The sequence below is a fragment of the Oceanibaculum pacificum genome (genome assembly GCF_001618175.1).
GTDB classification, from domain to species: Bacteria; Pseudomonadota; Alphaproteobacteria; order Oceanibaculales; family Oceanibaculaceae; genus Oceanibaculum; species Oceanibaculum pacificum.
In genome coordinates this window covers 24,333-47,873 of sequence record NZ_LPXN01000095.1, presented here as the reverse complement: position 1 = coordinate 47,873, position 23,541 = coordinate 24,333, and the positions used below count along the sequence as shown (strand labels likewise).

Genomic DNA, 23,541 nt, shown 5'->3' with positions numbered 1-23,541 from the left:
CCCTCGCCCTGAGGAGCCGGCGTTAGCTGGCGTCTCGAAGGGTACGGGGGGCGGAACTCGCGGGAGGCAGCGGGGCGCTCAGCGCTTCGTCTTGCCGGCCTTGGATTCGGCGGACAGGCTCTTGCGCAGGGCGTCCATGATGTTGACGACGTTGCTGGGCGCTTCCTCCGCCTCGGCCGCGTCCGGCTTCTTGCGGGCGGGGCGTTTGCGGCCTTTCTTCTTCGCCGCGATGATGTCGTGCAGCTTGTCCTGCACCGGGTCGCCGACCATGGCGGGATCCCAGGGCTTGCTGCGCTCCTCGATCAGCGTGGCGACCAGCTTCAGCAGCTTCGCATCCGGCTTTTCCGCCGGGATATCGCCGAAATAATCGCCGGGCGGGCGCACCTCGTCGCCATAGCGCAGGGTCCAGAGCACGATGCCCTTGCCGCGCGGCTGCAACATCACCGCGCGCTCGCGGCGATACATCACCAGGCGGGAGATGCCGACCGTGCCGGTCGAGGCCATGGCCTCGCGGATCACGGCGAAGGCCTCCTCGCCGACCGCGTCGTCGGGCGTCAGGTAATGCGGCGTGTCGTACCAGATCCATTCGATGGAATCGGCCGGCACAAACATGTCGATATCGATGGTGCGCGTGCTTTCCAGGGCGACGGCGTCCAGCTCGTCATCCTCCAGCACCACATGCTCATCCTCGCCTCGCGGATATCCCTTGGCCTCGTCCTTCTCCTTCACCGGCTTGCCGGTCACGGAATCGAGGTAGCGGCTGACGACGCGATTGCCGGTCTCGCGGTTCAGCGTGTGGAATCGCAGCTTTTCCCGCTCGGTCGTCGCCGGCGTCATCGCCACCGGGCAGGTGACTAGCGACAGCTTCAGATAGCCCTTCCAGAACGATCGCGGCACATGCCCATCCTTCGCTATTCGATAGTCTCATAACGCCTTGCGCGACCGGCTGTTCCGGCGATGACGACGGCACCCGGCCATCGCCGCCGACGACATACAATTAGCTTCAAAGACACGGCGGCATCCGATACAGCTAAACGAGATTCTGGATCGTGGCGTCCACGCCGCGCAGCGGAAAGATCGCGTGTGACCTTCCTCGAACCCTGGATAGCGGTAACGGTCGTGGCGGCGGCGCTGCAATGCGTGCGCACGGCCCTGCAACGCAGCCTGTCGGGCACGATGAGCGCCATCGGCGCGACCTATGTGCGCTACCTGTTCGGCGCGCCCTGGGCGGGCGTGCTGCTGGCGATCCTGCTGCTGGGGCCGGAGCGGGACATGCCGTCGCTGCCGGGCAGCTTCTTCCTGTGGTGCCTGCTGGGCGGGACCTGCCAGATCATCGGCACCTGGCTGCTGCTGATCGCCTTCCGGCTGCGCAATTTCGCCGTCGGCACCGTTTTCGCGAAGACTGAGACGGTGCAGGTGGCGCTGCTGAGCAGCATGATCCTGGGCGAGGCGCTGGGGCTGATGTCCTGGCTCGGCGTGCTGGTCAGCCTGGCCGGCGTGTTCCTGCTGTCGCTGATGCCGCAGGCCAGCGGCGCGGGCTGGCGCGGCCGCTTGCGCGACCTGTCCGCCCCGGCGACGCGGATCGGCCTGGCCGCCGGCTTCCTGTTCGCGGTCTGCGCGGTGACGATCCGCGCCGGGGCGCAATCGCTGGGCGATCAGGACCCGCTGCTGCGCGCGCTGACCGTGCTGACGGTCATGTCGGCGATCCAGACAGTGCTGATGACGGTCTATGTCGTGGCGCGCGAACGCCGGCAATTCGCGCTGATGCTGGCGAACGCGCCCAAGGCCCTGCTGATCGGCCTGACCAGCATCGCCGGCTCGATGGGCTGGTACCTGGCGATGACGCTGGAGACGCCGGCCAAGGTGCAGGCGGTCGGCCAGATCGAGCTGGTGTTCACCGTTCTGGTCTCCCGCCTGGCCTTCGGCGAGCGGCCGCGCCTGTCGGAGCTGGCCGGCATCGCCCTCATCGTACTCGGCATCCTGGCCCTGCTGGCCAGCCGCTAGGGTCAGGCGGTCAGGCGGTCAGGCGGAAAAAGGGCAGCTTCTGGCCCGGCAGCTGGTCGTCGCGGAACACGATGGCGACGGGCCGGCCATTCAGCCCCTCGGCCTCGGCGGCGTCGATCTCGATGCGGCCATAGATCAGCGGCCCCTCCTCCAGCGTCACCGCCGCGAACACGAAGGGAGCCTCGGCATAGAAGCTTTCGTGATGCGGGCGCTGCACCAGCGTGTAGGACAGCACCTGGCCCCGGCCGGAGACCTGCTCCCACACCGGATCGCCGTCGCCGCAATGCGGGCAGCAGACGCGCGGATAGAAGATGTACTGGCCGCAATCGGCGGCGGTGCAGCGTTGCAGCATCAGCTTGTCGGCGTTGCAGCCCTCCCAATAGGGACGGTTGACCGCCGTGATGCGGGGCATCGGCTTGCTCATGATCGGCTCCCTCAATCGATGCGTTCGAGAATGGCGGCGCTGGCCGACAGGCCGCGCCCATAGGCGACCATGCCGTAGCCGGAGACGACGCCGCGCTGGCACTTCACCTGGCGCTCGCCGCCCTCGCCGCGCAGCTGCAGCACCCCCTCGACCACGCCGATCATGCCGCCGCTGGCCCCGGCCTGACCGGCGGAAAGCTGGCCGCCGCCGGTATTGATCGGCATTTCGCCCTTCCAGGTCACGTCGGTCTTGCGCAGCCATTCATGCGTCTTGCCCTTCGGGCTGATCTGCATGCCTTCGAGCTGGATATATTCCATCACCGGGTAATCGTCGTAGAGCTGCGCGAAATGCAGATCCTTCGGGCCGATGCCGGCGCGGCTGTACATCCGGTCGGAGAAGCCTTCCCAGCCCGCACTCAGCGAATAGACGTCGTTGGCCGGGAAATTATGGTATTCGCCGCCGCCCAGGATGCGCAGCTGCGGGCCCTTCAGCGTGCGCGCCACCTTCTCGCTGGCCAGGATGATGCAGTCGCCCCCGAAGCACGGCATGACGCAATCGTAGAGCCGCAGCGGATCGGCGATCTCGCGGGCGTTCAGATAGGCGTCCATCGTCAGCGGCTCCTTGAACAACGCGTTCGGGTTGCGCAGCGCATTCTCGCGCTGGGCGACGCAAAGCCGGCCGAAATCCTCCCGCGTCGCCCCGTTGCGCTCCATATAGAGCCGGGTGTGCAGCGCGAACATGCCGTTCGCCCCGCCGAAGCCGTAGGGCGAGAGATAGTCGCGCACCGAGCCGTTGAAGCGGTCCAGCATCTCGTTATGCGCCGCCACGTCGAAGGCGTCGCCGGCCAGGCAGATCACCACCTCCGCATCGCCGTCGCGGATGGCGCGAGCGGCATGCATCATGCCGATGATGCCGCTGGCCCCACCATACAGGCCCTGGAACAGGAAGCGGGCCTCCAGGCCGAAATGCTCGGCCACCGTCGCCACATTGTCCGGCGGCAGCACGAAGCTGGTCAGCGCCAGCCCGTCGGCCTGACGCCATTTCAGCCCGGCCGATTTCAGCGCCAGGTCGGCCGCCTCCCACAGGATGCGGTGGATCGGCTTCTGCGAGCGCTTCTCGTAGAGCGTCTGCCCGACGCCGACGATGCGCACGCCGTCGAAAGGATGGTCCGTCATGATCCCTGCCCCTCAGATGACTTGCTGTTCGGCGAGGCGCGCCAGATCGGCCTCGGTCAATCCCAGCTCGCCCAGATAGATGTCGCGGTTATGCGCGCCCAGATGCGCGCCGGCGAAACGCACCTCGCCCGGCGTCTCGACGAAGCGCGGGATGGCGTTCTGCATCCGGACCGAGCCGAAATCCGCGTCCGGCACGTCGACGATGCTCTGGCGCGCCTGGTAATGCGGGTCGTTCACGATGTCCTGGATGTCGTAGACCAGCCCGGCCACCACATCAGCCTCGTCGAAGATGCGCGACACCTCGGCGGCGTCATGCAGGCGAAACCAGTCGGCGATGATGCCGTCCAGATAGTCGGCATGCTCGCAGCGCGCCGCGTTGCTGGTGAAGCGCGGGTCGGTGATCATGTCCGGCCGGCCGATGGCGGCGGCCAGCCGCTCGAAGGTCTTCTGCGAGCTGGCGGAGATGCCGACCCATTTGCCGTCGCGCGTCTCGTAGGTGTTGCGCGGCGAATCCTCGGCCAGCCGGTTGCCCTGGCGGGTCTTCACGATGCCGAGCTGGTCGAAGCCGATCACCTGCGCCTCGGTCAGCCGGAAGATCGGCTCGAACAGGCTGACATCGATCTCCTGGCCGTGGCCGGCCCCGCCCTGGTCGCGGCGATAGATCGCGAACATCGCCGACATGGCGGCGAAGGTGGCGGCCACCGAATCGGCCATCGGGAAGCCGGGCAGCGTCGGCGGCCGGTCCGGAAAGCCGGTGAAGGACGGGATGCCGCTGAACGCCTCGGCAATGGTGCCATAGCCGCCGCGATGGCTGTACGGGCCGGTCTGGCCGAAGCCCGACACCCGCACCAGCACCAGGCGCGGATTGATCTTGGCCAGCTCCTTATAGCCGAGCCCCCATTTCTCGAAGGTGCCGGGGCGGTAATTCTCGATCACCACATCGGCGGTCTTCACCAGCTCGCGGAAAATCTCCTGCCCTTCCGGCTTCGACAGGCTCAGCGTGATCAGCCGCTTGTTGCGGCCGATCACCTTCCACCACAGCGACTTGTCATCCTTCATCGGCGTCCAGTGGCGCATCGGGTCGCCGATGCCGGGCTGCTCCAGCTTGATCACGTCGGCGCCGAAATCGGCGAGTTGGGTCGCCCCCAGCGGGCCGGCGATCATGGTGCCGGCATCGATCACGCGCAGGCCGGCCAGGGGCCCCTTGCCCGAAGCGGCCGTATTCTGTTGAGCGGACATGTTTCCTCGTGCGGTACGGGTGTTTTCTTGAAAATTCAGGCAGCCGCCGCCTGCTGCGGCAGGAAGCCCAGCGGCACCGGATATGCATCGCCCAGGGCGCGCATGCGCTTGGCCAGACCGGCGTCCAGCGCCCGGTCTGGGCGGCGGACGATGCTGGCGATGGCCTGGGCGGCGGTGGCCAGCCCCTCGGCATCCATGCCGCGAATGGTCATGGCGTTGGAGCCGAGACGCAGCCCGACGCGGCTGGCATCGCCGTCGCGGATCGGCAGGGTGATGCGGTTGCACAGGATGTTGTGCTCCTCCAGGACCCGGTCGAGCGCCACCTCGGAGACGTCCAGCTTGCGCAGGTCGGCGACCACCATGTGCGTGTCGGTGCCGCCCAGATAGAGCGGGATGCCGGTATCCAGCACCGCCTTCGCCAGATGCTGCGCATTCTCCAGCACGCGGGTCATCAGCGCCTTGAAGCCGGGGCGGGAGACGATGTCGAACAGCACCGCCCGGCCGGCGATGATGTGCGCGCCGGGCGCGCCCTGCATGCCGGGGAACAGCGCATCGTCCACCGCCGCCGCATGCGCCTTGCGCGACAGGATCAGCCCGCCGGTGCGCGGGCCGCAGAAGGTCTTGTGGGTCGAGGTGGTGACAACGTCGGCATAGGGGGCCGGATTCTCGTGCAGCCCGGTCACCACCAGCCCGGCGACATGCGCGATATCGGCGAAGAACAGCGCCCCCACCTCGTCGGCGATGCGCCGCAAGCCCTTGAAATCGATGGCGCGCGGATAGGCGGTCGAGCCGGCGACGATCATCGCCGGGCGCTCGGCCCTGGCCTTCTTCAGCACCGCCTCCAGATCGATGGCGCCGACCGCCTCGTCGACGCCGAAGCCGACCACCTTGTAGTCCTGGCCGGAGACGTGATAGCGCGCGCCGTGGCTGTGATGGCCGCCGGCCGATTCGCGCAGCGACAGGATGGTGTCGCCCTGCTTCAGCAGCCCGCGCAGCACGGCGATGTTGGCGATGGTGGAGCTGAGCGCCTGGATGTTGGCGTGCTCCGCCCCGAACAGCGCCAGGGCGCGGGCGCAGGCCAGTTCCTCGATCTCGTTGATCACCTGGCAACCGGCCACGTTGCGCTCGGCCGGATAGCCGGTCGCGTTCTTGTTCACCAGGATCGAGGCTTCCGCCTCCACCGTCGCCTTCGGGCAATAGCTCTCCGAGGCGATCAGGTTGACGGTGCCGTTGTTCCGGGTCTCCTCGGCGGCGATCAGCCGCTGGATGCGCGGATCGGCGGTAGTGAGGTCGGCGGCGAAATCGGCCGACCAGGGCGTGGCGACACTCATGCCGCAGTCTCCTTGCGTGAGGATGGAAGGCCGCCATAGCGGCGATGGATATGCGCGCGCAGCGTGCCGACCAGCTCCAGCGCGGTGAGGCCCCAGCGCTGGGCGACCTCATCCACCGGCAGGGTCTCGTCGCCCTGGCTGCCGATCAGCACCACCTCGTCGCCCAGTGCTGCCTCGGGCACGTCGGTCAGGTCGATGCGCAGATGCTCGAAATGGGTCGGGCCGACCAGCGGCACGCGCTTGCCGCGCACCAGCGCCAGCGCCCCTTCCGGCAGCGGCCGGGGAAAACCGTCGCCCCAGCCCAGCGGGATGATGCCCAGGCGCATGCCGGGCCGCACGGCGAAGGGCGGGGCGTAGCCGCCCATATCCTCCCCGGCCAGCGACTTGCACAGGATCAGCCGGGCCTTCAGCGCCTTCAGCGCCGGCTTCAGGTCAGGCTGCCGCCGGGTTCCGGCAAAGCCGATGCCATAGAGGATGCGACCGGGATCGACCGCGTTCAGATCCATCTCCGGGTAATGCATCACGGCGGCAGTGCCGGAGACCATGCGCACCGGCAGCGCCGTGCCGTCGGCCTGCATCGCCGCCACCGAGTCCTTGAAGCGGTCGAACTGCCAGGCGGCATAGGGCTCCATGCCGGTGGGATCGGGCAGGTTCAGATGGCCGTAAATGCCCGCCAGGCGAAAGCAATTCAGCTCCCGCATGCGCCGGCCCAGCGCCGCCGCCTCATGCGGCGCCACGCCGGCGCGGAAGGCGCCCACATCCAGCTTGATGAAGGCGTCGAGCGGCCGGGTCGCCACCGCGGCCCAGGCCTCCGCCTCCTCGATGCTGGAGATGGTGATGGTGAGGTCATGGCCGGTCACCAGCTCCAGCGCATCCGGCAGGCAGGTGGGGTAGAGCAGGATCGGCTGGCTTATGCCGGCGGCGCGCAGATGCAGCGCGTCGTCGATATTGCCGACCGCGAAAGCCTCCGCCCCCTCCGCCGCCAGCCGCAGCCCGACCGCTTCCACGCCGCAGCCATAGCCATTGCCCTTCAGGCACGCATAAATCCGCACATCGGGGCCGACCATGGCGCGCAAGGCCTGGAAATTATCGGCCACCGCGTCCAGGTCGATCTCGGCCCAGAGCGGCCGGCCGCCGCTGGTGCGTTCGGGAATCCCGCTCATATCATGTAGCCTTCGCGGAAGCGTTTCAGGAATGTCTGGAGCCGTTCGGATTGCGGGTTGCCGAACAGATCGTCCGGCGGCCCCTGCTCGACGATCTTGCCCTCGGCCATGAACACCACGCGGTGCGCGACCTCGCGGGCGAACTGCATCTCGTGGGTGACGATGACCATGGTCATCCCCTCCTCCACCAGCTGGCGCATGACGCCCAGCACCTCGCCCACCAGTTCGGGGTCGAGGGCCGAGGTCGGCTCGTCGAACAGCATCAGCTCCGGATTCATCGCCAGCGCCCGGGCGATGGCGACGCGCTGCTGCTGCCCGCCGGACAGCTTGGCCGGCATCGACGCCAGCTTGTCGCCCAGGCCGACCCGCTCCAGCAGGTCGACGGCAATGGCCTCCGCCTCCTTGCGCGGCACGCCCTTGATGCGCACCGGGGCGACCATGACGTTCTTCAGCACGTTCATGTGCGGGAACAGATTGAAGCTCTGGAACACCATCCCGAGCTGGGCGCGCATGCGCGCCACCTCGCGCTCCGGCCGGCGGATGCGCTGGCCGCCGCTGCCGGAATAGCCGATCGGCTCCCCGTCGATGCGGATTTCGCCTTCCTGGAATTCCTCCAGCAGGTTGATGCAGCGCAGCAGCGTGGTCTTGCCCGAACCGCTGGGGCCGATCACGACCACCGCTTCGCCGGGGGCGACGGCGGTCGAGACCTCATCCAGCACCTTCAGCTTGCCGAACCATTTCGACACGCCGTCGACGGCGATTGCGGGCGTGGGGTTTGGCTTAGTGGACATAGCTGGTCCGCCTTTCCAGGTAGCGGCCATAGACCGACAGCGAGTAGCAGATGAGGAAGTAGATGACGGCCACGCCGGTGAAGATCTGGAACGGCGCCAGGGTGCGCTCGACGATCTGCCGGCCGGCCATGGTGACCTCAAGCAGGCCGATGATGGAGACCAGCGAGGTGCCCTTCACCAGCATGATGCAGGTATTGACGAAAGGAGGCCCGGCCAGTCGCAGCGCCTGCGGAGCGACGACGATGACCATCATGGTGCGCCCGAACATGCCCAGCGCCCGCGCCGCGTCCCACTGGCCCTTCGGCACCGCCAGGATCGCGCCGCGGAACACCTCGCTCATGAAGGCGGAGAAATACAGCGCGATGACCACCATGCCGCCGGCGGTCGGATTCACGTTCACGCCAGCATAGGGCAGCATGTAGTACATGGCGAACAGCAGCACGAGCAGCGGCACGCCGCGCATGATGTAGAGATAGGCCTCCACCAGCAGCCGGAGCGGCCAGAAGGCGAAGAGCTGCAACAGCGCCAGCCCGGCCCCCAGCACGGCGGCCATCGCCGCCGCCCCCGCCGAGAGGTAGAGCGTGACCACCGCGCCGGCGAGCAGCAGGTGGCCGTTTGCGATCAATATGTCGAACATGTCCGGCCCCTTCCTACTGCGCCACGCGCAAGCGCCATTCGAGCAGGCGCATGACGCCGGAGAAGACCGTGGTGACCAGCAGGTAGAACAAGGCCAGCGTGAAGAACACCTCATAGGCCGCCGCCGTGCGGTCGGTCAGCAGCCGGGCGTGGTAGGTCATCTCCGCCACCGACAGGGTGGAGACCAGCGCCGTGTCCTTGATGATGACGATGCCCTGGTTGCTGATCGGCGGGATCACCCGTCGGATCGCCTGCGGCAGCACAACGATGGAGAAGACCTGCCGCCCCTGCATGCCCAGCGCCATGCCGGCCTCGACCTGGCGCTGGCTGATCGACTGGATGCCGGCGCGGTAGATCTCGGCCACATAGCCGCCATTCTGCGCCGACAGCGCGATCAGCCCGGCCATGAAGCCGCTGATCGGATAGCCGGCGACGGCGGAGCCGAAGAAGATGAAATACATCTGCACCAGCACCGGGGTGTTGCGCACCAGCTCGACATAGGCGGCGGCCAGGCCGCGCAGCGCCTTGACGCGCGACAGCCGGGCGATCACCACCACCAGCCCCCAGATCAGGGAGAAGGCGATGGCCAGCGCCGATATCTGCACCGTCACCGTCAACCCTTCCAGGAAGACCGGCAGGTTGCGCAGGATGAAATTGACGTCGAACGACATGTCAGCCTTCCAGGAAGCCCGGATCCGGACGCGCGCGACCGTTTCCGAAGCGCGGCTGGCTCGGAGGGTCGAAAGCGGCGGGCGCGGGTTGGAGGGGTGTCCGGCGGGCGGGGCCACACCCGCGCCCGCCGGACGCCGGACTCTTACTTCGTCGCGGCGGTGTTCATGTAGAAGCGCTGCGGCGGCGGCGTGCGGCCGAACCACTTCTTGAACACTTCGGAATATTCGTCATAGCGCGAACCGTGACGCAGCTCCTGGACCACCGTGCTGATATACAGCCACAGCGTATGGTCGCCGGGCTTCATGAAGATCGCGTTGTTCTGCACATTGCCCAGAAGTTCCGGCACAGTCGTCAGATCGTCATTGTTGGCGACGTACCAGTCGACCACCGGCGTATCCATCTGCATGGCGGTCGCCTGACCGGTCTTCACCGCCAGGAACATCGCGCTCGGCGTGTCGAAGGTCATGACCTTCATGTTCGGCATGAAGCGCTTGGCGCGGTCGGCCATCTGCGGGTTGGACAGGTTGGCCAGGGTGAATTTGTCGCTGTTCAGCTCGGCCAGCGACTTCACCGCCGCATCCTTGCGCACCAGCACCGAGATGCCGGAATCCATGTAGGGGTAGCTGAACGCCACGCGGATCGCGCGGTCCGGATAGACCGTGGTCGAGGCGATGCCGAAATCGGCCCGGCCCGAGAGAACGGACGGCCAGCGGCCCTCGCTGGTGACGGTGACGAACTCGATCTTGTTCGGGTCGCCCAGCAGCCCCTTGGCGATCAGCCGGGCAATGTCGATGTCGAAGCCGACCAGCTCGCCCTTCTCGTCGGTGAAGCAGAGCGGCGGCGCGGTGCTGAAGGTGGAGACGATCAGCTTGTCGCGCTTGATGATTTCGTCCAGGCGCGACCCCTGGGCATGGCTCTGCGGCGCGGAGAGCAGCATCGCGGCCGCCAGCAGCAGCATGACGGCGAACAGCCTCGCGGCGCGGAATATCGATAGTGACATGAAAGTCCCCCTTGATTGACCTGAAGGGTCGCCGCGTACGGGAACGGCGCCCTGGGACGTGAAAACCAACCTGACTGTGGAACGCGGCATTTTCCGCCTTCGGGACGATGCGTGATTCGTCCTTGTTCCTATGAATTCCATTTTCTGGAATTATTTTTTCTATTATTTTAAATTAGAAAAGAGTCGTCAAGCGAGAAACGCAATTAATTGCCTATCTTTCGTCAGTGCGATAAAGCCATGCTCCGCCATGCAACGAGAAAGGGCGCAATGAACGCGACGGACAGGGAGAAGACGGCCGGCGAGGCCCCATCGGACAGGATTTTCGCGGTGATCGACTGCGTGGTCGGCAATCGCGGCCCGGTCTCGATCACCGAGATCGCCAGCCGCCTGGACTTGCCCAACCCGACGGTGCACCGCATCGCCACCCAGCTTGCAGAGCGCGGCTACCTGAAGCGCGCGATGGGCTCCAAGCGCTTCGTGCCCGGCCCGCGCCTGACCGAGCTTGGGTTGAGCATCGTCGGCGCCGCCTTCGCGGCGGACGGGCCGCACGCCATCCTGCTGGCGCTGGCCCAGGAGATTAAGGAACATTGCCAGATCGGCGTGATGTCCGAGGGGCGGATCGTCTATATCGACGCCGCGCGCATCGTGCGCTCGGTCGGCCTGCAGTTCGAGCCGGGCCACTCCGCCCCGCTTTACTGCACCTCCATCGGCAAGCTCTATCTGGCCGGCATGGAGGATGCGGAGCTGTTCCGTTTCCTGCGCGACGTGACGTTCGAGCGTTTCACGCCGACCACCATCTGCGACGCCAAGACCCTGCTGGCGCAGATCGAGACGGTGCGCGACAAGGGCTGGGCGTCGACGCGCGGCGAGCTGACCATGGGGGTGGTCGGCTGCGCCGTGCCGATCTTCGATTCCTTCGGCAACATGATCGCCGGCCTCGGCACCTCGGTGCCGGAAGCGCATCTCAGCTTCGAGGAGATCGAGCGCTTCATCCCCATCCTGCGCAAGGCGTCGCAGAAAATTTCCGCGGCACTCGATATCGGAACGCCCGCCTGATCCTGGCCGCACAGGCAATTGCTTGTCTGGTCGGCTAGACTCCGGCGGTATTCCGCGCCATATAACCCCGACTTCAAGCGCCACGCGTGTAAGATGGCCTGAGACGGGAGACGACACCGCATGAGCAAACGCTTCTTCAACCCCTATCCGAAATATCTGCAGGTCCGTGAAATGCTGGTCCGGCGGATCGAGCGGGAGATGAGCGTCGGCAGCCAGCTTCCCACCGAGACCAGGCTGAGCAGCGAATTCGGCGTCAGCCGCGAGACCATCCGCGAAGCGCTGAAGGGGCTGGAGGAAGACGGCATGATCACTCGCCAGCGCGGTCAGGGCACCTTCGTGTCCAAGCTGCCGCCGGCGCTGACCGAACACCGGCTGACCGGCATGTCGGAGGATTTCAGCGACCTGAAATTCAACACCGAGGCCACGGTGCTGGAGAAAGGCCCCATCGTCGCCCCGCCGGCCGTGGAGCAGATGCTGCGCCCCGCGCCGACGGAGATGATCTACCGCATCGCGCGGCTGCGGCATTACGAGGGCACGCCCTTCGCCCATCACGAGGCCTTCATGTCGCTGGAGCTGGGGGTGCAGATCGCCAAGCTCGACCTCAGCCATACCTCGGTCCTGCGCGAGCTGCGCGGCACGCTGGGCCTGGAGGTGTGGGAGGATTACCAGCGCATCGAGGCCCAGGTGGCCGATACCGGCCTGGCGGAAATGCTGGATATCGCGGTCGGCGCGCCGCTGCTCTACATCATGCGGCATTTCCTGGATGAGGCGGGACATTCCGTGGTCCTGTTCCGATCCCACTACCGCGCCGACCGGTATTACTACTCGCTGAAGCTGGCCTCCTAGGATTGCAGCCAGGCGGCGACCTGGGCGCGGTCGTCGAGGGCGGCGCTCAGCCCGTCGATGGCGGTGCGCCAGGCGGCCAGGATGCGCTGCTCGCCCATGCGCATCCCGTCGGGATACATCATGATGCGGAAGGTGCAGGCCGCGCCCGGCATGCCGACGGCCGGGATCATCACCCCGCCATGTTCCGCCAGCACCCGCATGGAGGCATAGGCCACCGCCTCGATGGGCACCAGGGCGCTGGCCTGCATGTTGGAGCGGCGCATGGCCAGCTCCAGCATATCCTCGCCGCCCACGGCAATGCCGGCCCCGGCCAGATAGACCTTGTCCCCCAGCTCCGGCCGCAGCGCCTCCAGGATGGTTTCCGACATGCGGGCGGCGGCGCGGATCGGTTCCGGATCGAACCGTTCCACCGCATGCACGGCGGCCAGATACTGGCCAAGCTGGGCCTCGACGCCCAGCGCCAGCGCCCGCGCCTTGATCGGCGCGATCAGCGCCTGCTTGCCGGCGACGAAGCCGGAGCGCGGCCCGCCCAGATGCTTGTCCAGCGACCAGACGGCGATATCCGCCCCGGCCAGGGCCAGACCCGGCGATTCGTCATAGAGCGAGATGCGCGCCGCCATATGCGCATCGTCAATGACGATCAGCGCGCCCTTCGCCTTGGCCAGCGCCGCCGCCTTCTCGACGATGGGCTGGACCAGATGCTTCTTCGAGGGCGAGATGGCGGTGAACACCGCCATGCGCGGCGCATCGCCGGTGGCGATGGCCTCGGCATAGGCGTCGGGATCGGTGAACTCCTCGAACCGGCCGCCGGCCAGCACCACCGCCTGGCGGACCGACGGATGCGACCTGTCGTCGGCGACCAGGGAAAGCACGCGATCCCCCGGCTTCAGCAGGGTGAGCATCACCGCCAGCATGCCGGCGGTGATGCGCGTGGCCAGGAAGCCGGCATGGGTTTCCACGCCCCCGCCCATCCGGGCCAGCGCCAGCGATTCCAGCTCGTTCTGCGAGCGGGCGATGAAATGCACGTAGGAGCGCATCGCCTCGTCGTCCGAATCCTCCAGCGGGAAGGCGCGGATCAAACCGGTCAGGTTGAAGATGCCCGCATCCCCCAGCCGGGCGTAGCGCTCGCGCACGATGCCGTAGGCGCGCTGCTGGCGGAGCGATTCCGCCAGCTCGCCCGTCAGGATCGCGCCGCGCGCATAGCCGACCGTGGGATCGACGACATTGCCGAACCGGTCCGTGCGAAGGGCGGGTTTCTCTTGCGTCGCTGCTTTCATCGCCCTCTCCCTCAGGCTGCCGCGGCGGTGGATTTCTGGGCCACCAGCAGCGCGTCGCGGATGATCGACATGGCGCGGTCGACCTCGGCATCGGTGCTGGTCATCGGCGGCACCAGGCGGATGATGTTCTTGGTGCCCTGATAGCCGCGCACCTGGAAGATCAGCCCGGCATCCAGGCAGGCCTGCGCCACCTGCTCGGTCGCGGCGTCGGCCGGGGTCTTCTTCGCCCGGTCGGTCACCAGCTCAATGCCGATCAGCACGCCATGACCGCGAATGTCGCCGATCAGATCGATCTCCTTCGCCATTTCCTCCAGCGCGGCCTTGATGCGCTTCTCGATGCGCAGCGCCTTGCCGGGCATATCCTCTTCCACGACGATATTCACGCTCTCCTCGCCGGCGGCGCAGAGCAGCGGGTCGGTGGCGTGCGAACGGGTGGCGAAATAGCCATTATTCACCGCCTTCTGGGCGATCTCGTCGGAGGTGACCACGGCGCTGATCGGCAGGCCGCCGCCGAAATGCTTCGACAGGGTCATGATGTCCGGCGTCACGCCCTCATGCAGCTGGAAGCCGAACATATGGCCCATCTTGCCGAGGCCGGTCTGCGATTCGTCGAAGATCATCAGCATGCCGCGCTTGTCCAGCTCCTTGCGCAGCGCCTTGAAGTAGCCCTTGGGCGGCACGATGACGCCGCCAGCGCTCAATACCGGCTCGCCGATGAAGCCGGCCGGCTGCGAGGTGAAATTGGCGTCCGCCAGTTCCAGGCTGATCTTCATGCAGGCGAATTCGCAGGTCGGATGCTCCAGCTTCAGCGGGCAGCGATAGCAGTTCGGCGTCATGATCGAGGAGGTCGCCGGGGCAACGACGGTATGCTTGCGGCGGCTCCAGGCGAAGGACATCGACCGGGTGAGGTAGGAGGTCGAGCCGTGCAGGCCGGAATGGAAGCCCAGCATGTCCATGCCGCCGGTCGCCTTGCGCGCCAGGTCGATCGACGCCTCGATCGAATCGCTGCCGCTGACCAGGAACAGCGAGCGCTTCAGCGGCTTCGGCAGCACCTTGCCTAGCGTCTCGTGCAGCTTCAGGCGCGGCACGTTCAGCATGGTGTTGGAGGCGTGGAACAGGGTCTTCATCGTCTCCGTGATCTTCTTCACGATCCGCGGATGCTGATGGCCCAGGGCCGCGCCCATCTGGCCGGACTGGAAATCCAGATAGGTCTTGCCGTCGGTGTCGGTGACGGTCTGACCTTCCGACTTGGCCAGGATGGGCCGGTCTTCGAGACCGCCCATATAGCTGGACTTGACGGTCGGAAACACCCAGTCCGTGACGATCTGCTTTGCTTGGCTGCGATCCATTTTCAGGTACTCCTCATGCTTTCTTAAGCCGTGCGTAGAGCGCACTTCTCCGCGCCGCGAAGCGCCGGGATGGCGGCTCGCGGCTTTTCAAGGCCGTCTTCCGGCGCTAGATGCGCAGAAACAGTCGGTTGAAACTCTGTCTGTTCTCCAGCAGCCTCAGGCACATGACGAGGCCGCGATTCACCACGAAATAGATCAGCAGGATGGTCAGATAGACCTCGACCGGGGAGGTCATCAGCCGCGCGCCGATCTGCTTGCCGATCTCGGTCAGATCCATCAGGCCGATCAGGAAGGCCAGCGACGTGTTCTTCATCGAAACCACGTAGCGGCCGGCCAGGGCCGGCAGCATGTTGAAGAAGGCCTGCGGCAGCACGACCCAGAACTGGATCTGCCGGGGCGTCAGCCCCAGCACCCGCGCCGCCTCCAGATTCGCCGCCGCGACCGAGCGGATGCCGCCCTGCACGATCTCGGCGATATAGGCCCCGGTGAACAGCGTCAGCGCCACCAGCACGCTGAGGAATTTGGAGGTCTGGATGCCGAAGACCGGCGGCAGGAAGTACGCCCAGAACACCAGGATCAGCAGCGGCACGTTGCGGAAGCTCTGCACATACAAAGTCGCCGGCAGGTTCAGCGCCTTGCGGTCGGAGGCGCGCATGATGCCGACCACCGCGCCGATCACCGTCGAGCCGGCAATGGCCAGCAGGCCGATGCACAATGTCAGCGCCAGGCCGCCGATCTCGCCCCGGTTGAACAAATCGCCGACCAGCAGCCTTTCCCAGTTGGCGGGGGTCCAGACGCGGGCCCAATTATCCATCATCGGATGATCTCCCCGCCGACGATCTGGCGGTCGGCAATGGCCGTCGCGTTGCGGGCGTGCAGATGCTTGGAGAGATAGCCGTTCATCAGCCGGCCGAGCCAGGCGGCGATCAGGCACAGGATGACGTACAGCACGGTGATGACGGTCAGCGCCTCGATCCCGCGGAACATGAAATTATCGATGGCGCGGTACTGGAAAGTCATTTCCGCCACGCCGATGGCCATCGCCAGCGAGGTGTTCTTGATCAGCGCCGTGGTCTCGTTCACCAGCGGCGGGACCAGCACGCGGATCGCCTGCGGAAAAGCCACCCGGCGCAGCGATTGCAAAAAGCCCAGCCCCAGCGCGCGCGCCGCCTCGAACTGGCCCTTGGGCACCGCGTTCAGGCCGGCGCGCACCACTTCGGCGTAAAACGCGCCGTGATAGAAGGCCAGGGCTATGACCGCCGCGCCGAACTCGTAGCCGAAGTCGCGCAGAAACATGAAGACCGGCATCGGCAGCACGAAGGAGGCCGAGAAATACCAGAACAGCAGCTGCACCACCGGCGGCGTGTTGCGACAGAATTCGATATAGACCCAGCAGAACGGCTCCACCGCGCGCCAGCCGATCCAGCGCAGCGTGCCCATGACGACACCGATGATGATGGCCAGCGCGAAGGCGCACAGCGCCAGCTTCACCGTCACCACCAGCCCGGAGAGGATGAGAGTGCCAGGATCGCCCCAGAGAATGCTGAAATCGGTATTCACGGCCTATCTCCAGCCGAAAGGGCAAGGGCGGATAGCCGGGGCGCGAAGCCCCGGCCGCCGCATGGTCAATCGTCCCAGTCGGGCACGGTGAAGTCGCCGAAATCGGCCAGGGTCATCTTCAGCTTCGACTCGCTGCCCAGCCATTTGTTGAACAGCGTCATCCAGGTGCCGTCGCGCCACTGATCCTGCAGCAGGAAGTTGATGGCGTCGCGGGACTTGGAATCATCCTCGCGCACCGCCGCCGCGTAGAAGCCGCCGCCATAGAAGCCCGCCTTGCCGAGCAGCTCGAACTCCTCCGGATTGGGGGCTGCGGCGCGCAGGCCGGCCAGCAGGATGTTGTCGGTCGCCACCGCGTCGACCAGGCCGCGCTGCAGGGCAAAGAAGGCTTCCGGCCAGTTCTGGTAGGTCTGGATCGTCACCTTGGGCTGCACCAGCGGCAGCTTCTTCACGCTGCCCGAACCGGCGTCGAGGCCGACGCGCTTGCCCTCAAGATCGGCCACGGTCTTGATGCCGCTACCCTTCTTCACCAGCAAAGTCTGCGGCGTGTAGAGGTAGGGGATGGTGAAATCGACCACCTTGTCGCGGTTGCGGTAATGGCTGACCGTGGCGATGATCAGATCGATGCGCTTTTGTTGCAGCAGCTGCACGCGGTTCGAGGCCTTCACCGGCTCGAACTCGATCTTCACGCCCAGCCGTTTCGCGATGTCCTTGGCCAGGTCGATCTCGAAGCCGTCCAACTGCCCCTTATCGTCGGTGAAGCCCAGATAGGGCGCGTCGTTCTTCACGCCGACGCGGATCACGCCGCGCTCCTTGACCTCCTCGATCATGCTCTGCGCCATGGCGGCGCCGGTGAAGAGAACCGCCCCCAGCAGTGCCGCGGCAAAGGGTAATTTGCGTATCATCATGGCCTCCTGTTCATCGTGCTTGTTGTTGATTGACGGGTGTTTTTCTTGTTCTTTTTCAACGGGCTAGAATCTTCCCGATGAATTGCTTGGTCCGTTCTTCCCGGGGTTTCGAGAAGAACGCATCCGGCTTCGCCTGCTCGACGATCAGCCCTTCGTCCATGAAGACGACGCGGCTGGCGACCTCGCGGGCGAAGCCCATCTCGTGCGTGACGATCACCATGGTCATGCCTTCATGGGCGAGGTCGCGCATCACATCGAGAACTTCGTGAATCATCTCCGGATCGAGCGCCGAGGTCGGCTCGTCGAACAGCATCAGCTCCGGATTCATCGCCAGCGCCCGGGCGATGGCGGCGCGCTGCTGCTGGCCGCCGGACAGCATGTCGGGGAAGGCGTCGGCCTTCTGCTCGATGCCGACGCGCGCCAGCAGCGCGCGGGCGCGCTCGATGGCCTCGGCGCGCGGCACCTTCAGCACCATGGTCGGCGCCAGAATCAGGTTCTGCAGGATGGTGAGGTGGGGGAACAGGTTGAAGGCCTGGAACACCATGCCGATGCGGGGATTGAGCGTATCCAGCTTCGAGCCCTTGGAGCGCACATGCTCGCCCTCGACGATCACCTCGCCCAGCGCGATGGCCTCCAGCCCGTTGATACAGCGCAGCAGCGTGCTCTTGCCCGATCCGCTGGGCCCGCACAGCACCACCACCTCGCCACGCTCGATGGTGAGGTCGATGCCGCGCAGCACTTCCAGCGCGCCGAAGCGCTTCACCACGCCGCGCATCTTGATGGCGGCGGCGGGGCGCTTGCTGGCCAGCGAGACCGGCGACGCGGCGGTGGCGAGATTGCTTGCGGTCATCGGCTTACTCCGCCGCCAGGGGAGCCGAAAAGCCGCTCATGCTGCGCGCGACGATGGCGTCCGGCGTCAGCCCGCCAAGGCCCAGGCGGTCCAGCGTATGCCCCTCGGCCATGAAGTCGCGCTCGTACAGCGCCGAGGTCAGCTCGATAAAATTGCGGGTGATCGGCATGTCGATGCCGGCGGCCTCGCCCAGCGACAGGAAGAAGACCAGCGCGTAGGGCACGTCCTCGGTCATGAATCGGTGCTCGAAGCTCTGCGGGCCGATCGGGCCCTTCAGCTTCTCCGCCACCGACAGAAAGATCGCCGGCAGATCGGCGCCGATGGCGCCATGCGCCTGGCGGAAATAATCGGCGACCGAAACTTCCTTGGTGCCGTAGCGGCGCACCACCGCCAGCCGCTCGTCATCGACCAGCTTCACCAGCCGGGCGACGCCGGGGGTGATGCCCTTCCAGATCATCCAGTCTTCCTGGAGTTCCGCGCGGCTGAGGTTACACAGCAGCGGCGGCACGTGATAGACCGGGTTGTGGTTGTTCAGCGAGACGGTCAACGCGTTCGGCTCCAGCCGGAACCGCTTGCCGAACAGCCCCTCCAGCAGAGCCAGGGCCTGCGGCCCCCGCGCCGCCGGAATGGCCGCGATCTCGATCACGTCCTTCACCTTCAGGATGCGCACCGAATTCGCCGTGATGCGGCGGGTGGTGAACAGGCTGGTCGAGGCGTCGACGATGGTGGGGGCCACGCCACGCTCCGCCATCAGGCGCGAGAGCAGCAGCGAGCTGAGGCCGGTCACCGGGTGGATCAGCACGGTTTGCGCCGCCGTCACATGCGGGGCGATGGCCGCCATCAGCGGCTCGTGGCCGAAGGCCGGGGCGGCGATCACGATCAGGCCGGCATCCGCCACACAGCTCTCCGCCTGCGCCGCCACGACAATATCCGCCGTGCCGGACAGCACGCCCTCGGCCGTCAGCAGGCCGCCGGACAGGGCCGCGCGCTCTTCCGGAAAGGGCGACCATAGCTGCACTGAATGGCCGGTGCTGGCGAGATAATAGGCGGTCGCGAGCGCGACATTGCCGGCGCCGAGAATGGCAACCTTCATCCGTAAAGTCCCCTATTCGCTGTGGCTTACGCCTTATTGACTGCTTTATAGACAATAATTGTCTGGTCTCCATACATTAGCGATGACATGCTGCCCGTCAACGCTAAATTTCGCATTTGCGAGATATGCGCCCCACCCCGCCTCTCCCGCTCAGGAACCCGACGATGACCGCGACCGCCCCGACCCCCACGCGCCCGACTTTCATGGAAATCGACCTCGCCGCGCTCGACGCGAATTACCGCTATCTGAAGGGCCTGCTGCCGCCCGGCACCCGGGTCATCGCCTCGGTCAAGGGCAATGCCTATGGCCTCGGCATTGAGGCGGTGTCGAAGCGGCTGCTGGCGCTGGGCGCGCCGGCGCTGACCACCGGCTCCTTCGAGGATGCGCTGGCAATCCGCCGGGCCGGGCTGGACTGCGAGATCGTCATGTTCGGCGGCACTTTGCCCGGCGGCGTGCCGGATCTGCTGGAGCAGCGGCTGATCCCGACGGTGCATAATATCGAACTGGCGCAGGCAATCTCGGCCACCGCCAGCGAACCGACCAAGATCTACATCAAGCTGGATTGCGGCCTGGGCCGGCTGGGCATGGCGCTGAAGGATGCGCGGCCCTTCATCCATGCCGTGACGGCGCTGCCCAACATCGTGCTGGAAGGGCTATACACCCACCTGCCCTTCACCAATGCCGAGGAACGCGAGTGGGCGCAGGCCCGCACCCACCTGTTCGACGATTTCGTCGATTCCCTGCGTGCCGAAGGCCTCGCCATCCCGGTCACCCAGGCCCGTTCCAGCGCCGGCATCCTGGCCGGCATCGAGGACCGCTGCAACGCGGTGGCCCCCGGCGGGCTGCTCTACGGCAAATCGCCGCTGCCGGCCGACATGGTCGACCCGTCCGTCATGCAGCCGGTGCTGAAATCCGTCCGCTCGCGGCTGATCCATGTCTCGCCCGATGCGGCGGACAAGACGCCCGGCCTGCACGGCAAGCACGCCTTCAAAGTCACCGGCGCCACCGGCGTCGTGCCGTTCGGCCGGGCCGACGGCAACCGCGCGCCCATCGCCGGGCGGACCGCCCATATGCTGGTCAATGGCCGCGTCGCCCCGGTGCTGGGCGTCTCCTCCGAACATGCGGTGCTCGACCTCTCGGAGGTGCCGAACCCGCGCGTCGGCGACGAGGTGGTGATCCTGGGCCGCGCCGGCAATCATGCCATCACGCTGGGCGACCTGGCCGGCTGGCAGGCGACCAACGGCAGCGACATCCTGCTGATGATGAGCGGCCGCATGCCCCGCGTGCATCGCGACTGAGGAGGCTGCTCCATGGCGATCCTGCTGCATTGCCAGGCCGACCGGCAGGCCCGCTGGGCGGCGGCGCTGGCCCAGGCTTCCGGCGAAATCGTGCATCTCTGGCCGCAGGCCGGCAATCTTGCCGATATCGAGATCGTCGTCGCCATGTCGCCGCTGCCCGTGCCGCTGGACATGTTCCCCAATCTGCGGTTCCTGGCGACCACAGGGGCCGGCGTCGATGCTTTCCTGAAACATCCGGAGGCAGTGCCGGCAAGCCTGCCCCTGATGCGGCTGGTGGACGAAACGCTGACCCGCAGCATGGCGGAATATGTGCTGGCAGCGACGATGTTCCTGCACCGCGACTTCCACCGCTATGCCGCCCAGCAGCGCCAGCAGCTCTGGCGCGGGCTGACGCGCCGCGACCCGCCGCAGCGCACGGTCGGCATACTGGGGCTGGGGGTGCTGGGGCTGGCCGCGGGCGCGCTGCTGCGGCAGGTCGGCTTCCCGGTGCTGGGCTGGTCGCGCCGGCCGAAGCAGGCGGACGGCATTGCCTGCCTGCATGGCGCGGCGGGCCTGGCGGAGATCGCGGCCCGCTCGGACATACTGGTCAGCCTGCTGCCGCTGACGCCGGACACGGCGGGCATCCTGAATGCCGCCCTGTTCGCCACCCTGCCGGAAGGGGCGTCGCTGGTGAATGCCGGGCGCGGCGGTCTGGTGCGGGAGGCCGAGCTGATCGCCGCGCTGGAGTCAGGGCGGCTCGGCCATGCCGTGCTGGATGTGGTCGCGGAGGAGCCGCTGCCGCCCGGCCATCCCTTCTGGACCCATCCCGGCGTGACCATAACACCGCATGTCGCCAGCATGACGGTGCCGGAAACCGCCGCCCGTATCGTCATGGACGGGCTGCGGCGCGCGCGCCGGGGAGAGCCGATCCCAAACCTGGTCGACCGCGCCGCCGGCTATTAGCGCCGCCGCCGGCGCGTTTACGCCGTTTTTACACGCGCCGGCCGAATCCCGCATCGAAGCTTTACGGCCTTAGGGCCGACATTCGCACCGCTGACATTTCACAGCGGAGTCGAACCATGCTTCTCGAATTTCTGGCCGGCGCGGCGATCCTGACCGGGTTGCTGGCCTATCTGCTGTACGCGCTGATGCGCCCAGAGCGCTTCTAGGGAGGCTGCAGCATCATGTCTCCCACCGACCTGCTGCAGATCCTGCTGTTCCTGGCGCTGATCCTGGCCCTCGCTCCGTTTCTCGGCGCCTATATGGCGAAGGTATTCGAGGGGCGCGTCGCCTTTCTGGCCCCGGCCGAGCGCGCAATCTACGCCGCCTGCGGCACGGATGCCTCCGAGGAACAATCCTGGGGCCGCTATCTCGGCGCCGTGCTGCTGTTCAACCTGACCGGCTTCGCGCTGCTGTTCACACTCTTGCTGACCCAGCACTGGCTGCCCTGGAACCCCGCCGGCATGACCGCGCTGGACTGGGACCTGGCCTTCAACACGGCGGTCAGTTTCGTCACCAACACCAACTGGCAGGCCTATGGCGGCGAATCGACGCTGAGCTATTTCAGCCAGATGGCCGGGCTGACGGTGCAGAATTTCGTCAGCGCCGCCACCGGCATCGCCGTCGCCGTGGCGATCACCCGCGGCATCGCCCGCCGGCAGGCCCGGACGCTTGGCAACTTCACCGTCGATCTGACGCGCGGCGTACTTTACATCCTGTTGCCGCTGTCGATCCTGGTGGCGCTGGCGCTGGTCTGGCAGGGCGTGCCGCAGAACCTCGCCGCCTATGTCGATGCCTCGACCGTTGAGGGCGCGCAGCAGATTCTGGCGCAGGGGCCGGCAGCCTCTCAGATCGCCATCAAGCAGCTCGGCACCAATGGCGGCGGTTTCTTCAGCGTGAACTCCGCCCATCCTTACGAGAATCCGACACCGATCTCCAACCTGATCCAGATGGTGGCGATTCTGGCGATCCCCGCCGGCCTGGCGCTCACCTACGGCCACATGGTCGGCGACAAGCGGCAGGGCTGGGCGATCTTCGCCGCGATGGGCGTGCTGTTCCTGGCCGGCCTTGCCGTGACCTACTGGGCCGAGATGCAGGGCAATCCGCTGCTGGCGTCGCTGCCGGTGGATCAGGCGGCCGGCAATATGGAGGGCAAGGAAACCCGCTTCGGCGTCGTCAATTCCGTGCTCTGGGCGGTTTCCACCACGGCGGCCTCGAACGGCTCGGTCAACGCCATGCATGACAGCTTCACGCCGCTAGGCGGGCTGGTGCTGCTGCTGAACATCCAGCTGGGCGAGATCATCTATGGCGGCGTCGGCGCGGGGCTGTACGGCATGCTGCTGTTCGTCGTGCTGGCGGTGTTCATCGCCGGGCTGATGGTCGGCCGCACGCCGGAATATCTCGGCAAGAAGATCGAGGCGCGCGAGGTGAAGCTGGCGGTGCTGGGCATGCTGTCCATGCCGGTCGGCATTCTGGGCTTCGGCGCGCTGGCCGCCGTGCTGCCGGTGGCGCTGGCCTCGGTGCAGGATGCCGGGCCGCACGGGCTGAGCGAGATCCTCTATGCCTACTCCTCGGCCACCGGCAATAACGGCTCCGCCTTCGCCGGCTACGGGGCCGACACGCCCTACCAGAATGTGATGCTGGGCCTGGCGATGATCCTCGGCCGCTACGCCTTCATCGCCGCGATGCTGGCGATTGCCGGCAGCCTGGCGGCGAAGAAGATCGCGCCGCCCTCGGCCGGCAGCTTTCCGACCCACGGTCCGCTGTTCGTCGGCCTTTTGGTCGGCACGATCCTGATCGTCGGCGGCCTGACCTTCTTCCCGGTCCTCGCCCTCGGCCCGGTGGCCGAGCATCTGGCGATGCTGGCCGGCACCCGCTTTTAACCCAAGGAGAC

General features: G+C 66.6%; 24 protein-coding genes. 7 read left to right on the top strand and 17 right to left on the bottom strand.

Translation table 11 applies throughout. The annotated features are described in order from the left end of the window. Positions 1-78: 78 nt before the first annotated feature. Complete coding sequence (gene ku, locus AUP43_RS07480; protein WP_067554571.1) at positions 79-897, bottom strand: non-homologous end joining protein Ku; 819 nt, start codon at positions 895-897, stop codon at positions 79-81. A gap of 186 nt (positions 898-1,083) precedes the next feature. Between ku and AUP43_RS07475 the strand changes: the two genes are divergently transcribed. After that, complete coding sequence (locus AUP43_RS07475; RefSeq protein ID WP_067554568.1) at positions 1,084-2,004, top strand: DMT family transporter; 921 nt, start codon at positions 1,084-1,086, stop codon at positions 2,002-2,004. Positions 2,005-2,014: 10 nt separating this feature from the next. Here the strand turns inward: AUP43_RS07475 and AUP43_RS19215 are convergent, their stop codons facing one another. From AUP43_RS19215 to AUP43_RS07430, 9 genes are all read right to left on the bottom strand, one after another. Continuing rightward, positions 2,015-2,428, bottom strand: coding sequence for a Zn-ribbon domain-containing OB-fold protein (locus AUP43_RS19215; protein ID WP_067554565.1), 414 nt, complete (start codon positions 2,426-2,428; stop codon positions 2,015-2,017). Between the two features lie 11 nt (positions 2,429-2,439). Next, complete coding sequence (locus tag AUP43_RS19210; protein WP_067554562.1) at positions 2,440-3,603, bottom strand: thiolase family protein; 1,164 nt, start codon at positions 3,601-3,603, stop codon at positions 2,440-2,442. 12 nt (positions 3,604-3,615) lie between these two features. Continuing rightward, positions 3,616-4,842 carry a CaiB/BaiF CoA transferase family protein gene (locus tag AUP43_RS07460; protein ID WP_067554559.1) on the bottom strand — a complete coding sequence of 409 codons (1,227 nt, stop codon included), beginning with the start codon at positions 4,840-4,842 and terminating at the stop codon, positions 3,616-3,618. A gap of 35 nt (positions 4,843-4,877) precedes the next feature. Then, positions 4,878-6,173: a serine hydroxymethyltransferase gene (locus AUP43_RS07455; RefSeq protein ID WP_067554556.1), complete on the bottom strand. Its 1,296-nt coding sequence runs from the start codon at positions 6,171-6,173 to the stop codon at positions 4,878-4,880. Further along, a complete protein-coding gene (gene alr, locus AUP43_RS07450) occupies positions 6,170-7,336 on the bottom strand; it encodes an alanine racemase (protein ID WP_067554553.1) in 1,167 nt (388 codons plus the stop codon). The genes AUP43_RS07455 and alr (AUP43_RS07450) overlap by 4 nt, the downstream gene beginning before the upstream one ends. After that, positions 7,333-8,127, bottom strand: a complete 795-nt coding sequence (gene ehuA, locus AUP43_RS07445; RefSeq protein ID WP_067554550.1) for an ectoine/hydroxyectoine ABC transporter ATP-binding protein EhuA — start codon at positions 8,125-8,127, stop codon at positions 7,333-7,335. Before ehuA ends, alr (AUP43_RS07450) begins: the two co-directional genes overlap by 4 nt. After that, positions 8,117-8,764, bottom strand: coding sequence for an amino acid ABC transporter permease (locus AUP43_RS07440; protein ID WP_067554547.1), 648 nt, complete (start codon positions 8,762-8,764; stop codon positions 8,117-8,119). The genes ehuA and AUP43_RS07440 overlap by 11 nt, the downstream gene beginning before the upstream one ends. A 13-nt stretch (positions 8,765-8,777) precedes the next feature. After that, the gene (locus AUP43_RS07435; protein WP_067554544.1) at positions 8,778-9,434 is read right to left on the bottom strand and encodes an amino acid ABC transporter permease; all 657 of its coding nucleotides are present in this window, start codon (positions 9,432-9,434) and stop codon (positions 8,778-8,780) included. A 143-nt stretch (positions 9,435-9,577) separates the two neighbouring features. Continuing rightward, a complete protein-coding gene (locus tag AUP43_RS07430) occupies positions 9,578-10,435 on the bottom strand; it encodes a transporter substrate-binding domain-containing protein (RefSeq protein WP_198154844.1) in 858 nt (285 codons plus the stop codon). A gap of 267 nt (positions 10,436-10,702) precedes the next feature. Here AUP43_RS07430 and AUP43_RS07425 point away from each other — a divergent pair, with 267 nt between their 5' ends. Together AUP43_RS07425 and AUP43_RS07420 are read left to right on the top strand one after the other, a co-directional pair. Then, positions 10,703-11,491 (top strand): IclR family transcriptional regulator, encoded by a 789-nt coding sequence (locus AUP43_RS07425; RefSeq protein WP_067554538.1) that lies wholly within the window; start codon positions 10,703-10,705, stop codon positions 11,489-11,491. A 120-nt stretch (positions 11,492-11,611) separates the two neighbouring features. Then, positions 11,612-12,337, top strand: coding sequence for a GntR family transcriptional regulator (locus AUP43_RS07420; protein WP_067554535.1), 726 nt, complete (start codon positions 11,612-11,614; stop codon positions 12,335-12,337). Here the strand turns inward: AUP43_RS07420 and AUP43_RS07415 are convergent. The 7 genes from AUP43_RS07415 to AUP43_RS07385 form a co-directional block, all read right to left on the bottom strand. Beyond that, on the bottom strand, positions 12,334-13,614 hold the full coding sequence (locus AUP43_RS07415) for an aminotransferase class I/II-fold pyridoxal phosphate-dependent enzyme (protein WP_067554532.1): 1,281 nt from the start codon (positions 13,612-13,614) through the stop codon (positions 12,334-12,336). The two genes, AUP43_RS07420 and AUP43_RS07415, sit on opposite strands and share 4 nt — an antisense overlap. 11 nt (positions 13,615-13,625) lie before the next feature. Continuing rightward, the gene (locus AUP43_RS07410) at positions 13,626-14,963 is read right to left on the bottom strand and encodes an aspartate aminotransferase family protein (protein WP_067554529.1); all 1,338 of its coding nucleotides are present in this window, start codon (positions 14,961-14,963) and stop codon (positions 13,626-13,628) included. Positions 14,964-15,069: 106 nt separating this feature from the next. Next, entirely contained in the window at positions 15,070-15,780 is a 711-nt protein-coding gene (locus AUP43_RS07405) for an amino acid ABC transporter permease (protein WP_067554526.1), read from the bottom strand. Continuing rightward, complete coding sequence (locus AUP43_RS07400; RefSeq protein WP_067554523.1) at positions 15,777-16,523, bottom strand: amino acid ABC transporter permease; 747 nt, start codon at positions 16,521-16,523, stop codon at positions 15,777-15,779. The genes AUP43_RS07405 and AUP43_RS07400 overlap by 4 nt, the downstream gene beginning before the upstream one ends. Positions 16,524-16,588: 65 nt before the next feature. Beyond that, on the bottom strand, positions 16,589-17,428 hold the full coding sequence (locus AUP43_RS07395) for a transporter substrate-binding domain-containing protein (RefSeq protein ID WP_067554520.1): 840 nt from the start codon (positions 17,426-17,428) through the stop codon (positions 16,589-16,591). Between the two features lie 55 nt (positions 17,429-17,483). Next, positions 17,484-18,278, bottom strand: a complete 795-nt coding sequence (locus AUP43_RS07390) for an amino acid ABC transporter ATP-binding protein (protein ID WP_084462628.1) — start codon at positions 18,276-18,278, stop codon at positions 17,484-17,486. A gap of 4 nt (positions 18,279-18,282) precedes the next feature. Continuing rightward, positions 18,283-19,371, bottom strand: a complete 1,089-nt coding sequence (locus AUP43_RS07385) for an NAD/NADP-dependent octopine/nopaline dehydrogenase family protein (protein WP_067554517.1) — start codon at positions 19,369-19,371, stop codon at positions 18,283-18,285. Positions 19,372-19,535: 164 nt separating this feature from the next. On the opposite strand from AUP43_RS07385, the gene alr (AUP43_RS07380) reads away from it, so the two are divergent. The 4 genes from alr (AUP43_RS07380) to kdpA all read left to right on the top strand — a co-directional run bounded on the left by alr (AUP43_RS07380) (position 19,536) and on the right by kdpA (position 23,530). Further along, on the top strand, positions 19,536-20,669 hold the full coding sequence (alr, locus tag AUP43_RS07380) for an alanine racemase (protein ID WP_067554515.1): 1,134 nt from the start codon (positions 19,536-19,538) through the stop codon (positions 20,667-20,669). A gap of 12 nt (positions 20,670-20,681) precedes the next feature. After that, positions 20,682-21,611 (top strand): 2-hydroxyacid dehydrogenase, encoded by a 930-nt coding sequence (locus tag AUP43_RS07375; RefSeq protein ID WP_067554513.1) that lies wholly within the window; start codon positions 20,682-20,684, stop codon positions 21,609-21,611. A 116-nt stretch (positions 21,612-21,727) separates the two neighbouring features. After that, positions 21,728-21,817, top strand: coding sequence for a K(+)-transporting ATPase subunit F (gene kdpF, locus AUP43_RS07370; RefSeq protein WP_067554510.1), 90 nt, complete (start codon positions 21,728-21,730; stop codon positions 21,815-21,817). Between the two features lie 15 nt (positions 21,818-21,832). Next, the gene (gene kdpA / locus AUP43_RS07365) at positions 21,833-23,530 is read left to right on the top strand and encodes a potassium-transporting ATPase subunit KdpA (RefSeq protein WP_067554507.1); all 1,698 of its coding nucleotides are present in this window, start codon (positions 21,833-21,835) and stop codon (positions 23,528-23,530) included. Positions 23,531-23,541 lie beyond the last annotated feature (11 nt).